This is a genomic window from Marinicella meishanensis (genome assembly GCF_019931145.1).
Lineage (GTDB): Bacteria > Pseudomonadota > Gammaproteobacteria > Xanthomonadales > Marinicellaceae > Marinicella > Marinicella meishanensis.
The window spans coordinates 300389-313253 of the sequence record NZ_JAIOUV010000004.1 but is presented as its reverse complement, the minus strand read 5'-3'; the positions used below and the strand labels follow the sequence as shown (position 1 = coordinate 313253).

At 52.0% G+C, this 12865-nt stretch carries 15 protein-coding genes; 4 read left to right on the top strand and 11 right to left on the bottom strand.

Going from position 1 to position 12865, the window contains the following annotated elements:
- Positions 1-99: 99 nt before the first annotated feature.
- From hisF to hisG, 5 genes are read right to left on the bottom strand one after another with little or no spacing between them, the layout of a single operon-like run.
- Positions 100-888: an imidazole glycerol phosphate synthase subunit HisF gene (gene hisF, locus K7G70_RS08675; RefSeq protein ID WP_223788229.1), complete on the bottom strand. Its 789-nt coding sequence runs from the start codon at positions 886-888 to the stop codon at positions 100-102.
- The gene (gene hisH / locus K7G70_RS08670) at positions 875-1480 is read right to left on the bottom strand and encodes an imidazole glycerol phosphate synthase subunit HisH (protein ID WP_223788228.1); all 606 of its coding nucleotides are present in this window, start codon (positions 1478-1480) and stop codon (positions 875-877) included. Before hisH ends, hisF begins: the two co-directional genes overlap by 14 nt.
- A complete protein-coding gene (locus tag K7G70_RS08665) occupies positions 1477-2049 on the bottom strand; it encodes an imidazoleglycerol-phosphate dehydratase (protein WP_223788227.1) in 573 nt (190 codons plus the stop codon). Before K7G70_RS08665 ends, hisH begins: the two co-directional genes overlap by 4 nt.
- A complete protein-coding gene (locus K7G70_RS08660; RefSeq protein WP_223788226.1) occupies positions 2046-3680 on the bottom strand; it encodes an aminotransferase class I/II-fold pyridoxal phosphate-dependent enzyme in 1635 nt (544 codons plus the stop codon). Before K7G70_RS08660 ends, K7G70_RS08665 begins: the two co-directional genes overlap by 4 nt.
- Before the next feature lie 4 nt (positions 3681-3684).
- Positions 3685-4533: an ATP phosphoribosyltransferase gene (gene hisG, locus K7G70_RS08655; RefSeq protein WP_223788225.1), complete on the bottom strand. Its 849-nt coding sequence runs from the start codon at positions 4531-4533 to the stop codon at positions 3685-3687.
- Positions 4534-4993: 460 nt separating this feature from the next.
- Here hisG and K7G70_RS08650 point away from each other — a divergent pair, with 460 nt between their 5' ends.
- The 3 genes from K7G70_RS08650 (at position 4994) to lepB (ending at position 7355) form a co-directional block, all read left to right on the top strand.
- Positions 4994-5473: a hypothetical protein gene (locus K7G70_RS08650; RefSeq protein ID WP_223788224.1), complete on the top strand. Its 480-nt coding sequence runs from the start codon at positions 4994-4996 to the stop codon at positions 5471-5473.
- A gap of 23 nt (positions 5474-5496) precedes the next feature.
- Positions 5497-5952 (top strand): NlpC/P60 family protein, encoded by a 456-nt coding sequence (locus K7G70_RS08645; protein ID WP_223788223.1) that lies wholly within the window; start codon positions 5497-5499, stop codon positions 5950-5952.
- Positions 5953-6563: 611 nt separating this feature from the next.
- Positions 6564-7355, top strand: a complete 792-nt coding sequence (lepB, locus tag K7G70_RS08640) for a signal peptidase I (protein WP_223788222.1) — start codon at positions 6564-6566, stop codon at positions 7353-7355.
- Here the strand turns inward: lepB and K7G70_RS08635 are convergent.
- Both K7G70_RS08635 and K7G70_RS08630 read right to left on the bottom strand, forming a co-directional pair.
- A complete protein-coding gene (locus K7G70_RS08635) occupies positions 7352-8560 on the bottom strand; it encodes a pepsin-like aspartic protease (protein WP_223788221.1) in 1209 nt (402 codons plus the stop codon). The two genes, lepB and K7G70_RS08635, sit on opposite strands and share 4 nt — an antisense overlap.
- Positions 8561-8616: 56 nt before the next feature.
- Positions 8617-9039 carry a LexA family protein gene (locus K7G70_RS08630; protein WP_223788220.1) on the bottom strand — a complete coding sequence of 141 codons (423 nt, stop codon included), beginning with the start codon at positions 9037-9039 and terminating at the stop codon, positions 8617-8619.
- 140 nt (positions 9040-9179) lie between these two features.
- Here K7G70_RS08630 and K7G70_RS08625 point away from each other — a divergent pair, with 140 nt between their 5' ends.
- Positions 9180-9929, top strand: coding sequence for a ceramidase domain-containing protein (locus K7G70_RS08625; protein ID WP_223788219.1), 750 nt, complete (start codon positions 9180-9182; stop codon positions 9927-9929).
- Here the strand turns inward: K7G70_RS08625 and K7G70_RS08620 are convergent.
- The 4 genes from K7G70_RS08620 to K7G70_RS08605 form a co-directional block, all read right to left on the bottom strand.
- A complete protein-coding gene (locus K7G70_RS08620; protein ID WP_223788218.1) occupies positions 9903-10169 on the bottom strand; it encodes a hypothetical protein in 267 nt (88 codons plus the stop codon). The genes K7G70_RS08625 and K7G70_RS08620 overlap by 27 nt on opposite strands.
- Before the next feature lie 152 nt (positions 10170-10321).
- Complete coding sequence (gene arsH / locus K7G70_RS08615; protein WP_223788217.1) at positions 10322-11038, bottom strand: arsenical resistance protein ArsH; 717 nt, start codon at positions 11036-11038, stop codon at positions 10322-10324.
- 169 nt (positions 11039-11207) lie between these two features.
- Positions 11208-12218, bottom strand: coding sequence for an ACR3 family arsenite efflux transporter (arsB, locus tag K7G70_RS08610; protein ID WP_223788216.1), 1011 nt, complete (start codon positions 12216-12218; stop codon positions 11208-11210).
- A 222-nt stretch (positions 12219-12440) separates the two neighbouring features.
- A complete protein-coding gene (locus K7G70_RS08605; RefSeq protein WP_223788215.1) occupies positions 12441-12863 on the bottom strand; it encodes an arsenate reductase ArsC in 423 nt (140 codons plus the stop codon).
- Between the last annotated feature and the right edge of the window lie 2 nt (positions 12864-12865).

The following is a 12865-nucleotide window of genomic DNA, read 5'->3' as shown; positions in this document are numbered from 1 at the left end:
TGTCAATTCATATGCGCACCCATGCCTTGTTATGAACCACAGCTGAAACCACTTATTCTTGGTTCAGTCGGTTGTTAAATTCACAAATCAACAATGTGGTTAAGTTTTTCTGATTTTTATGTTGTTGTTGATTAAAAATTCTTTGATCTCACCGACGGTGTACTCGCCGCGGTGAAACAGGCCGGCAGCCAGCACCGCATCGGCCCCGGCATGGATTGCGTTCAAAAAGTCTTGCGGGCCTTTGGCGCCCCCCGAAGCAATCACTTGCACCGGAAAATCGGCCCCAAATTGGGCCAGCAGATCGGTGTCAAAACCACTGCCGGTGCCGTCTTTGTGCATCGCCGTGAGCAGGATTTCGCCACAGCCCCGATCCACCACTTGCTGAATCCAGTCATGGTAATTCACCGCCACCCGGCGCGAGCCGCCGTGGGTGTAGATCGCCAAGGAGCCATCGGCTTCATGGTTGACGTCGACCGCCACCACGATGCTTTGCGAGCCGTACTGGGTGGCGATCTGGTTGATCAGTTCGGGCTGTTCCACTGCCATGGTGTTGAGGGTCACTTTGTCGGCCCCGGCATGGAAAAAGCGGTGCACGTCGTCCAAGTTTTTGATGCCACCGCCGACCGCAAACGGGATCGACAAATGGGTGGACACCTGATAAACCATGTCCAGGGCCGATTGTTGGCCATCAACCGAGGCTTTGATGTCGAGAAAAATCAATTCATCCGCCCCTTGCTGTTCGTACAATTGGGCCAGTTCCACCGGGTCCCCCATATCCAACAATTGTTTGAAATTGGTGCCTTTCACCACCCGCCCATGGGCCACATCCAAGCAGGGGATGACGCGGGCGGTCAAGTCCGAATTGGACGAGTCATCATTGACATACATGTTGCATCAACCCCCTGCCAAAAAAGCCAGATTTCTCTGGGTGAAATTGAAAACCGTATAAGTTGCCGCGTTGCACCGATGCACAAAAGGCATCACCGTAAGTGACTTTGGCGGTGGCGAATGGACAGGCTTTGATGGCGAAGGAATTGACGAAATAAGCGAATTGGTCTTTCAGTGTCAATTTATATGAGTCCAGTTGGGCCCAGCCGACCATTGGGGTTTTGGGATGTGACAAGCGCTGACAGCGGCCTTGGAACAAGCCCAAGCCGACCGCTTCGGGATCTTCGTCGCTGCCTTCAAACAACACCTGCATGCCGACACAGACACCGACCAGGCGTTTGCCATTGCGCACCCATTCGAGCAGAAAATCGCGCCAACCATGCCGATCGATTTGATTCATGACGTACGCAAAACGACCTTGACCCGGCATCACCAGCACGTCCAATTGTTTCAGCAAACTGGCTCGGGGTTGTTGCAGGGTGTGTAATTCACAACCCGCGGCGGTGATCGCGGTTTGCATGCTCAATAAATTACCCGAATTGAGGTCGATCACCCCGACCTGGGTTTTCGGTTTGTTCAACTCGGCATTCATAAAACCCCCTTGGTCGAGCGCTCACCTGCTACCGGCTGTAAGGCTTCTTTCAAGGCATAAGCCAGGGCTTTGAAGGCGCTTTCCACCAGGTGGTGGTTGTTGCGAAAATATTGATTCTTCAAGTGCAAACAGATTTTGCTGTTGATGCTCAGGGTGTAAAAAAAGTGTTCCCACATCTCGGTGTTGATGCCGCCCAGCATGGGTTGGGAAAAGGGCAGGTCAATCACCGCATAGGGCCGCCCGCACAAATCCACCGCGCACATCGTCAAAGCCTCATCCATTGGCAACAGCCGTTGGCCATAACGCTGGTTGGGTTTGGCCGCTTGCCAGGCTTGGTACAAAGCCTCACCCAAACAAATCGCCACATCCTCAATGCCATGGTGGTCGTCGACTTCCAGGTCGGCGGTGACTTGCAAGTCCAAATACCAGCCGGCATGTGAGGCCAGTTGGTCCAACATGTGATCGAAAAACGGCAAGCTGGTGTCGATGTTTTTGGCACTGGGATCGCCGTTGATGTCCAGCGACAATTTGATTTGGGTCTCTTTGGTGGCTCTGGCTACTTTAATCACAATAAAAACTCCAATTGGTTGATGTGCTCCAGGACCACATCGGCCCCGGCTCGGTATAAGTTGTCTTGTTCGGCTGCGGTGCGCGCACCAATGCCAATGCACACACAACCGGCTTGGGTGCCGGCTTGCATGTCATCGACGGTGTCGCCACAAAACCAGGCACGGCTGGCACCGCTTTGTTGCATCACCCGTTGCAAACCCTCAGGGTCTGGCTTTTGTGCCGTCACGTCATCGGCACTGATCACGTGGTTTGGCTCAATGCCCAATTGTTTGACGCCTTGTGCGGCTTCAGCCCGGGGCCGACCGGTGACGATGGCGGTGGTGTTGGCGGGACTGAATACCGTTTGTTTCAAAGGATTTTGCAACAAGTCCCGCTCCTGGGCAACCAACCCGATTTGTTGTGCATCACCCAGATACAAGGCTTGGAATGTGTCCACCACCTGTTGGTAGGGGACTTGTACGCCTTGTTGTTGAATCAACTCAGCCGCCAACACCCAATCGTTGTTGAAACCGCCTTGGGCGCGGGTGCGTTCAATGTCTCCCTGGGTCACGGTTTGTCCGCTCAGTTGGGCCACGGTCTGGATGATGCATTGGTCATAACTTTGTGAGGTGTCAATCAACACCCCGTCCATGTCAAAGGCCAACAGTTCGGGTTTGAGAATCAGGCGCAAGGCCTGCTCGAACTGGTCCATGTTTTCAGGGATGGTCAAACGCACCGCGTTGGGCAAGCCGCCCAATTCGGTTTTGATTTGGATGCCCCGTTTTTGCATCACCCGCGAAAACAAGGTTTTTTGCGCTGGATTGGTTTCGAACAGCACAAAGTTGCCCCGGCTGGGACAGGGTTGGATGCCGTGGTCTTGCAACAGGCGCACCACCTGCGCCCGATTGTCGGCTATGGTTTGACAGTAGCCTGTGATCTCATCGCGGGCTTGCCAAGCGGCGGCGGCCAATTGCAGGTTGGCCCGCGACACGTTGAACGGCATGGCCAATGCGCGAAACCGTTCGATCATGGCTGCTTGACCGAACAAATAGCCAATGCGGGCGCCGGCCAGACCGAAGGCTTTGGAAAAGGTGCGCAGGGTCACCAGGTTGTCAAAGGCGGCGTAATCAATGGGTTCGGCTTCATTGGCAAACTCGACGTAAGCCTCGTCCAAAAACACCCAAGCCCCTTGTTCTGCCGCACGCTGGATCAAATCGACCAGCACCTCGGCGGCCAGGTATTCGCCAGTGGGGTTGTTCGGCCGGGTCAGGATCAGCCACTGATTGGCTTGCAGTTGGGCGGCCAAACCCTCGGTGTCGATGGTCAAATCATCGCGTGCTGGAACGAATGTGGTTTGGTTTTGCCACACCTGCTGGTTGTGGGTGTATTGGCTGAAACAGGGTTCAGGCACCAACAAGGCTTCATCTTTGAGTTTGCAGTTTTTATACAACAGTTCAATGGATTCATCGCCGCCATTGGTCAACAACACCGAACCGGCCGACAGGCCCATATCGGTGGCGATGCGTTGTTCCAACGCCTGGCGGTTGGGGTAGCGCCACAAATCATCGACGGACAACTGAAAAGATTGCAGCCAGGCCGGTTGGGAATCGGCCCGTTCATTGAAATCCAGTTTGAGGGTCTTGGCAGTCATGTCATCACACCACTTTGCGGATCGGCAGTTCCAGAATGTCGGTGGCACCGGCTTGTTTCAATTTGGGAATCAGGTCTTTGGCCGCGCCTTTGGGAATCGCTGCGCGCACCGAATAGGCATCCGAGTTGAACAATTTACTCACCGTCGGTGCCCGCATGGCCGGCAGCAAGGTGACGATCTTTTCGATGTCCACATCCTGACAGTTCATTTCCAACAACACCCGTTGGCGGGCGTTCATCACGCCATTGATCAACAACAGCATGTCGTCGATCACGGCTTTTTTCTCGGGGTCTTGCAGGGCGTCTTTGTTGGCAAAAAACTGGGTGGCGCTGGTGTACACCACATCGCAGATTTTCAAGCGGTTGGCTTTGATGGTGCTGCCGGTGCTGGTGTTGTCAATCACCATGTCGGCGTCTTCCGGCGGAAACACTTCGGTGGCCCCATAGGAACGGATCAACTGGGCATCAAAGCCTTGGTCTTCGAGGAACTGTTCGGCCAAATTCATGTATTCGGTGGCGACAATGATCCTGCGTTGTTTCAGTTCGGCATAATCCCAGTCCTCTGGGATGCAGGCGACGATTTCCACCGGATTGAAGCCCAGCGGTTTGATGATTTCCACATGGGCCCCTTGCTCGGCGATCCAATCCATGCCGGCAAAACCGATGTCGTGCTGACCCAATTCCACCAAGGAGGGGATGTTTTGTCCTTTGAGTAATTTGATCTCAAAGCGTGGATCCGAACAACTGGGGCGGTAATTGCGTTCATCGCCCATGATGTTGATGCCAATGTCGGACAACAGTCTGAGGATTTCCACTTGCAGTTTGCCTTTGGGGATGGCCATTTTTATTTTCATGTCGTTTCTCTGTGTTTTGTTGTGTGGTTCAGGCCGTTGTTTTGGCCAAAAAAAACCCCGTATTATTGACGGGGCTTGGTGAATTAAATGCGAATCTCAGCAGCGCCGTCCGGATGTGTCGGTCGGGTGATGATGGTGGTTGTTTGCTTGTGTCATGTTGTTCATTGATTCGCTGTGGTTGATTTCATTCAGTCAAAAAAAAAGCCCCGTTGGTATTCACGGGGCTTTTTTTGAATTCTTATCGAGAAAAGTCTTCAGGCACCAAGCCACCCCGTTGCAGACAACGCATGGTGATGGGTATGGGCGAAAATGGTTTTCATGGTTCGCATGTTAGGCAGGTTTGAAAACTTTGTCAACAAAATATGTAATGTAAATACAGCCATAAAGATATTTTTTATGGTAATCATGGTCATGGATTGGTTTAATGAATGAATCGACCAATGTGGTTTTCAATTAAGTTATGAAAAAATATTTTTGTTCAGTATTGTTAATTTTGTCGGGTTGTGTCATGAATCACAATCCTGTGCCAGAAGGCTATACAGGAAAGTTGGCCATAATTTCTGATTCGTACAGTCATTTGGAAAAATCATCGGCACACTTTTTTATTGTCAAGAAAGTCAATGGCTTGACCATTGCAGAGAGTGGCACGACGACACGGATTCGAAACAGAGGCAGGGGCTTTGATCTCAATCCAGTCCTAGAATTTAGAAAATTTCCCATCCAAAAAACCAAGTTACACATTGCTGGATACATTCACTACGCAACAGATGGACAAGCTTTGTTTAAAGATGACTTAAACATTGAGGCCATTTTTGAATTTCTTCCAGAAGCCAATTTTTACTATGAAGTCAAAGGAGTCCTGAGTGAGGATGGTTCAGAGCTTTGGATTGAAGATCAAGATTTTAATAGGGTGAATGGTGAGATGACATACCTAAAATGAATTGTCAGAAAAGTCAAAAAAGCGTGATCACATTCATTGGTCTGCCATTGCTGCTGTGCGGCTTGGTGGGTTGCAGTCACTCAGTCGGTGCCAACCACCCGGCGGTGATGCTGGATGCCTTGTATGACCGCCATGAACAATGGCAGGGCACGCCTTATGAACTGGGTGGCTATGACCGCCAAGGCATTGATTGTTCGGGTTTTGTGGCTTTGACTTTTGCCGAATTGTTCGATGTCCAATTACCTCGTTCGACCCGCGATCAGGCGCAAATCGATGCCGAAATTCCCGAATCTTGGTTGCGCACCGGTGACTTGGTGTTTTTCAAAATCCCCAAACAAGGCGCCATGTATCACGTCGGCATTTATTTGCATGACGACCAATTTTTACACGCCTCCACTTCCCGCGGTGTGATGATTTCCAATTTGCAAGCCGATTATTGGTCGGATAATTTTTGGAAAGCGGTTCGGGTGTTGCCCTGACACAACGACTGAATCATTGCCTGGCATATAGGTTTGACTTGAGCTCAGGGGCACTTCGACAGGCTCAGTGGGCTTGGAGCCTGGTAGCGGGGGACTGGGTATTTCGACAGGCTGGTTTCGACTTAAACCAGCACGGTAACTGAAAATTACAAACTTAAGTTCCCTGAGCTTGTCGAAGGGTGATTGGTTGATGGCGGCGGCTGGCGCCTGGCCAAGTCCCCGAATGAAGTCGGCGCTTCATTGGGAGGTGATTTTTCGTTTAAGCTGCCTGAGCTTGTCGAAGGTTGCTTGGGGGATGGGAGGTTCTACACAAGGTGAAAGGCACTTCGACAGGCTCAGTGATCTTAATTTCAAGGTTGCTGCGGTTGGTACCACAGGGATTGCCGGCGAGCCGTCGGCGCCCCGAGGAAACTGGGTACCACCGCTGCCGGCGTCGATCCCAGGATGGGGTGAATGCAGAGAATGGTCGGGAACCATTCCTGCCTGCCTCCGTGGCGGACCCACGTCCATGTAGGCCATAAGTCAGTTTTTTGCCGTCAAATGGACATTTCTGTGAACCTCTGGTGTGGTTGGGATTCTATATTCGAATCATTCAGAAAGAGGAGACCGCGATGCATGACTTTCATTGGGATTATGAAGTGTTTTTGTTTTTGGCCACGTTGTTGACCTTGGGCGCTTGGCTGTTGGCCAAGTTCAAGAAACACCGATCCAAGCAAGCCAACAAAGCAACCTGGCTGAGCCGCACGGCGGCAGTGGGCAGTTTCTTCCCCATTCTGTTTTTGGTGCTGTCGGTGCGCTCCTTTGCCTTTGAACCGTTTCGCATCCCGTCCTCATCCATGATGCCGACTTTGTTGACCGGTGATTTCATCTATGTCGACAAAACCGCTTATGGCCTGAAAATGCCGGTGTTTCACAACACCTTGATCGAAACCGGCCACCCTCAGCGTGGCGATGTGTTCGTGTTCCGTTCGGTGGAAGACCCAGCGGTGGATGTGATCAAACGCGTGATTGGCGTCCCCGGTGATCACATCCGTTATGATGAGCGCAGCAAACAAGTGTGGCTCAATGGTGCACCCCTGGCCTTACAAGGGGATGGGTTTTACCAGGGCTTTTTGGATGAGATTCCAGGCACCGGTTTGCGTCAAAACCAAGCAACCACCGGCGCAGCTTCACACGTGGTGCTGTTGTCAGATGTGGTGCGTCGCAGTTATCCGCACACCGATTTGGTGGTGCCCGAAGGGCATTATTTTGGCATGGGTGACAACCGCGATTTCAGTGTCGACAGCCGGGTGTTTGGCTTGATTCCGGAACAAAACATCGTCGGTAAAGCGCAGTTTGTGTGGATGCATTGGCGGCCCGATGATTTTTGGCAGGGCCTCAAGCGCATTGGCCATCGGCTTTAGGCCTTGTCGGCAAACTGAATCACCCCATGGGGCTGGGCCGCCCGATCGAAAATGGTGAAGTAACTGGCCATCAACGGCAATCCCAAGATGCATTGATTGGGCCAGCCAGCCAACACCGTGAACTGAAAAGACGCTTGATTGGGTGCCGGGGCGTGGACTTGCCAATAATCTTTGGGTTTCAATTCCAATTCAACTTCGTCTTCCTCGGCCCCATCGAACACAAAGTAGATGCTGGGCCATGCGGCCAAGTCGATCTGCGCCAGATCCACCCCCATTTCAACCCCGGTGAATGACCGGTATGGGTCCAACAAAGCCTCGCAATCGGCATTCACTTTGATCAACGCTTCGAGCAAATGATCGAACAACAGCTGTGGCAAGACGATGAATGAAGCACCGCTGTCAATGATGCCGTTGGTGCGGTGGTTGCGGTCAGCTTCATCCAACTCTGGGGCGGCGATGGGTTCGCTGTTACCCACCCGCATGGAGCGCACGTGCACGTTGTGGTATTTGTCGTCCAACACCTTCACTTTTTTGAATTTACCCTGGAACAGGCTGGTGTGGATTTTCGGTTTTCCCAGCACAAAAAAGCCCCGATTCAAGGGGTGTTTGCGCAGCGCTTCCTGGCTGCGTTGTTGACTGGTTTGGTAGATGCTGGAGCGGTGAATCACGAAGCCAAATTGGTTGCCCACCACGCCCTGTTGTTCCAGCTGAGTAAAATAAGGGGTGAGGTATGATTTGGGGTAGGTTTTCAGAAAACCTTTGAACTCGCGCACCGTGTCATCTTGTTGTTCGTCCGCCAAAAACCAGGGGTAGGTGGCGGCCGGGCTGACGTTGTTGTCGGTCAGGTAATCGGTCAAATCATAGGCCCGATTCAATTCATAATAAGCCAAACCCATGATGCCATCGGCTTCGGCAAAACTGTTTTGCTGTTCTTTGCGGGTCACCGCCACATGGGTTTCTTCCAAGCTGACAGAGAATGGCCCACGGCCCATATGGATGCGGGTTTTCACCACCGGACCAAACCAGCCACCCATGCCATAGGTGCGGTTCTGGGCAAAACAAGTGGTGGTCAGGGAATCATCTTCGCCAGGCTGATAGTCTTCACCTTGAATCACCAGGGCGCTGGAACCCGAATCGAGGATCAGGTTGGCTTGGGCCCCTTGGCTGCCGATGTTGGACAGTTGCGGTGTAGCCGCCTCTGGCATAGACGTTGGTGATGGGAATGATGACCGACTTGGGCACGGGGATTGGCGCTCAGGGGTTATTTCAGTGACCGCGCCACCCCAGTGACCACACCCCAAATCACCAGTTCGGTCTCGCCGGTGATGACGATGTCACTGTAATGGGGGTTTTCGGCTTGCAGTTTCAGGCCATTGCGGGTGCACAGTCGTTTGACGGTGAATTCATTGTTGACCAAGGCCACCACGATGTCTTTGTCGGCCGCCACCAAGGACCGGTCAATCACCAGCACGTCGTTTTGAAACACCCCGGCACCAATCATTGAGTCGCCTTCGACACGGGCAAAAAACGTGCTTTCCCGGTTTTTGATCAACAGTTGATCCAAGCTCAGCGAATCTTCCAAATATTCTTCCACCACCCCGGGAAATCCGGCCGATACTTTGCCGGCATAAAAGGGGATGTTGGTGTAATTGCCCTGGGGTTTTAAGATGGTGACTTTGCTCATCGCGGTTCAACAAGATCAATGTGTCTATGGTAGCACAAGGTGCCACTGATGTTGCACCCGGCGGGCTCATTTATCCGCCGCTGGCTGTGCCGGGTTACAATGGGTTAAGCTGGCGCCGTTGCTTAGAGAGGAAATTCGTTATGAAATATGTCATCACCTTGGTCATTGCTGTGTTGATCATCCTGGCCGTGTGGTTGTGGGTGGACCCCATTCCACAGGACCTGAATTACCACCTGTTTGCCGACAACCTCACCTTTTTAGGGGTCAACCATTTTTGGAATGTGATGTCCAATCTGCCGTTTTTGTTGGTCGGGGTGATGGGCCTGTGGTCACTGCAGCAGGGCAAGCTGCGCGTGGCGGCCGATTACCGGGTGTTCTATTGGGTGTTTTTCATCGGCGTGTTGTTTGTTGGTTTGGGCTCCAGTTGGTATCACTTAAACCCCAACAACGAAACCCTGGTTTGGGACCGCTTGCCGATGACCGTGGCCTTCATGGCCTTTTTCAGCGTGGTCCTGGCTGAACACGTCAATGCCGGCCTGGGCAAAAGCCTGTTGTGGCCATTGATCATCTTGGGTTTTGCCAGCATCGTGTATTGGCAATATTCTGAATCGATCGGTGCCGGTGACTTGCGTTGGTATGGTCTGGTGCAGTTTTTGCCGTTGCTGATGATTCCGGTGATTTTTCTGGCTTACCCACAAAAATTCACCCACAGCCATTTGTTGTGGTGGTTTTTGGGCATGTATGTGGTGGCCAAACTGCTGGAACATTTCGACCAAACGATCTTCTCCGGCCTGCAGGTGATCAGTGGCCACAGCCTGAAACACATCGCCGCCGCTTTTGGCATCTATTTGTATTGGCGTTATTTACGCCTCCGGGTCGGCATCCGTTGAGTCCTGTTTAGATTTCTTTTCATGAATGCGCTGGACCCGTTCATTGGTCGGGTCCATTTCATTCAACTCATAAGGCAAGGTCAAACCAATGGCGTAAACCAGCACAATGATGACCCCGCTGAGCCACCAGGCCGAAACCTCAAATGGAAATTGATAAATCAACCAAGCCAACAACACCAACAAGGGAATGTATGCCACCATGGCCAACAGGTCGTGAATGAATTCGAAAACCCAGCGCACCGGCCCCGGCAAGCGAAAGTTCCAAGGGCGCCTTTGGTGTCTAGCCCCACAAAACCGACAAACCAACGGATAGGCAAACATGATCAAAGGTTTTTGCCACCGGCTTAAACCCGATTGTTCACAAAGTTGACAGCGCATGCCCATATATTAGCTCAATCGGTGCTGCGTTGACTGATGCGTTTTTTGAATGCCACCAAATCTTCTTTGCGTTCCGAATAGCGGTCGACCAGGTGGTCCTTGATGTCGCGGGTCAGCAGGGTGAATTTGACCAGCTCTTCCATCACGTCGACGATGCGATCATACAAGGATGAAGGCTTCATGCGGTTATCATCGTCAAACTCCAGCCAGGCTTTGGGCACGGAAGATTGGTTGGGGATGGTCAACAGGCGCATCCAACGGCCCAGCACCCTGAGTTGATTGACGGTGTTGAACGATTGGGAGCCGCCGTTGACCTGCATCACCGCCAGGGTTTTGCCTTGGGTTGGGCGCACCGATCCCACCGACAATGGGATCCAGTCGATTTGTGATTTCATGATGCCGGTCATGGCGCCATGGCGTTCGGGGGAACACCAAACCATGCCTTCGGACCATTGCACCAGTTGGTGCAGCTCTTGGACTTTGGGATGGCTGCCATCGTTGGTGTCCGGCTGCGGCAAGCCAGCGGGGTCAAAAGTTTTGGTTTCGGCACCAAAATAACGCAAGAGGCGCGCCGCCTCTTCGGTGGCCAGGCGGCTGAAAGACCGTTCTCGCAATGAACCGTACAACAGTAAAATGCGTGGCGGGTGGTCCGATATGCGGTTGTTGAACAGGGTGTCCTGATCAATCGCTTGGATGCTCTCGGCATCGATGTTGGGTAAATCTGTTAACATAAATTATTCTCTGTTATTCCGTCATCCTGCGGCTTGACCGGAGGATCCAGGTGGTTTGTACTTTCACGTTTTTTCTTGGCAAACTGAACTGACAAACTGTCTGCCTGGATTCCTCGGTCAAGCCGCGGAATGACGTCAACTCTTTTAAATAAGTCATCTATTTGAGTAGTCATCCTTGCGGCTCAAACCAATGCCGGGTGCGGTTGGCAAAAGCCACCAATGACAGCATCACCGGTACTTCCACCAGCACCCCAACCACGGTGGCCAGGGCCGCCCCTGAGTTCAGGCCGAACAGGGATATCGCCACCGCCACGGCCAACTCAAAGAAGTTCGAAGTGCCGATCATGCAAGCCGGCGCGGCGATGTCATGCGTCAAGCGCAGTCGTTTGGCGATGAAATAAGCGATGAAAAAAATGCCATAGGTTTGGATCAACAGGGGGATGGCAATCAAAACAATGGCCGTCGGGTTGCCGATGATTTTTTCCGCTTGGAAACCAAACAACAACACCACAGTGGCCAACAGGCCGATGATCGACCAAGGTTTTAAGGTGCTGAGCAAGCCCTCGATGCGGCCCGACAACAGTTTTCGGGTCAAAGCCCCAGCGATCAATGGCAACAACACATACAACACCACCGACAACACCAAGGTTTCCCAGGGAATTTCGATGTCGTTGATGCCCAACAAAAAGGCCGCAATTGGAGCGAAAGCAAAAATCATGATCACGTCGTTGACCGACACCTGCACCAGGGTGTAATTGGGGTTGCCTTTGGTCAGTTGACTCCAGACAAACACCATGGCGGTGCACGGCGCCACGCCCAGCAGGATCATGCCGGCGATGTATTCATTGGCGGTCTGGGGGTCGACCCAGCCGGCAAAAAACACCTTGAAAAAGAGGTAGCCCAATGCCGCCATGGTAAAAGGTTTGATCAGCCAGTTGATGACCAAAGTCAAAATCAAACCACGTGGATTTTTGCCCGAATCTTTGACCGCAGAAAAATCGACTTGCACCATCATCGGGTAAATCATCACCCAAATCAGCGCCGCCACCACCCAGTTCACATGGGCATACTCCAAGGCTGCAATGTGCTGAAACAAGGTCGGAAAATAGTTGCCCAACACCACACCAGCAACAATGCACAAGCCCACCCACACCGATAAATACCGTTCAAATATACCCATTGTTTACTCTTTTTTTTTAATTCCTATTACACAAGCTGACTGAGCTTGTCGAAGTCTGTATCCGTACCGATACAACATCACTTCCATCAAGGCACTTCGACAAGCTCAGTGAACTTCATGGTGTATTGTGCCGAATGCTCCTATAAAGTCACTGCAACACATTTCAATTCAAATGTGCTTCAAATCCCGTATGTGGATGAAACTCATCTAGTCCCAGGTCATTCATAAAAAATGTTCAATCCGCTCAACAAAATCTCGAATCTCATCCCGCACCTGCCGGTAGCAGTCCATTTTGGCCTCATCGCCTGCCACTGCCAAAGCCAGCTTGGGTGGGTCATCAAAGCCCACATGAATCACTTTGGCTTTGCCCAAAAACACCGGGCAGTTTTCGTGTGCATGCCCACACACGGTGAACACATAATCCAAGGCTTGTGCATCGAATTCAGACAACAGCTGTGAGTGATGTCCCGAGATGTCCACCCCAACTTCGGCCATCACTTTGACCGCGTTGGGATTCAAGGCATGGGTCTCGATGCCTGCCGAGAACACGTGGTATTGATCACCCTTGAGGTGCCGCAACCAGCCTTCCGCCATCTGCGATCGGCAAGCATTGCCTGTGCATAAAAATAAAATGTTCTTTTTCATAG

What these genes read in the sequence shown, in the direction of transcription:
- hisG (WP_223788225.1), bottom strand. Translation starts at nt 4,533, where the DNA reads ATGAAAATAAAAATGGCCATCCCCAAAGGCAAACTGCAAGTGGAAATC.
- K7G70_RS08650 (WP_223788224.1), top strand. Translation starts at nt 4,994, where the DNA reads ATGAAAAAATATTTTTGTTCAGTATTGTTAATTTTGTCGGGTTGTGTC.
- hisH (WP_223788228.1), bottom strand. Translation starts at nt 1,480, where the DNA reads ATGAATGCCGAGTTGAACAAACCGAAAACCCAGGTCGGGGTGATCGAC.
- K7G70_RS08630 (WP_223788220.1), bottom strand. Translation starts at nt 9,039, where the DNA reads ATGAGCAAAGTCACCATCTTAAAACCCCAGGGCAATTACACCAACATC.
- arsB (WP_223788216.1), bottom strand. Translation starts at nt 12,218, where the DNA reads ATGGGTATATTTGAACGGTATTTATCGGTGTGGGTGGGCTTGTGCATT.
- K7G70_RS08660 (WP_223788226.1), bottom strand. Translation starts at nt 3,680, where the DNA reads ATGACTGCCAAGACCCTCAAACTGGATTTCAATGAACGGGCCGATTCC.
- hisF (WP_223788229.1), bottom strand. Translation starts at nt 888, where the DNA reads ATGTATGTCAATGATGACTCGTCCAATTCGGACTTGACCGCCCGCGTC.
- lepB (WP_223788222.1), top strand. Translation starts at nt 6,564, where the DNA reads ATGCATGACTTTCATTGGGATTATGAAGTGTTTTTGTTTTTGGCCACG.
- K7G70_RS08605 (WP_223788215.1), bottom strand. Translation starts at nt 12,863, where the DNA reads ATGAAAAAGAACATTTTATTTTTATGCACAGGCAATGCTTGCCGATCG.
- K7G70_RS08625 (WP_223788219.1), top strand. Translation starts at nt 9,180, where the DNA reads ATGAAATATGTCATCACCTTGGTCATTGCTGTGTTGATCATCCTGGCC.
- K7G70_RS08635 (WP_223788221.1), bottom strand. Translation starts at nt 8,560, where the DNA reads ATGCCAGAGGCGGCTACACCGCAACTGTCCAACATCGGCAGCCAAGGG.
- arsH (WP_223788217.1), bottom strand. Translation starts at nt 11,038, where the DNA reads ATGTTAACAGATTTACCCAACATCGATGCCGAGAGCATCCAAGCGATT.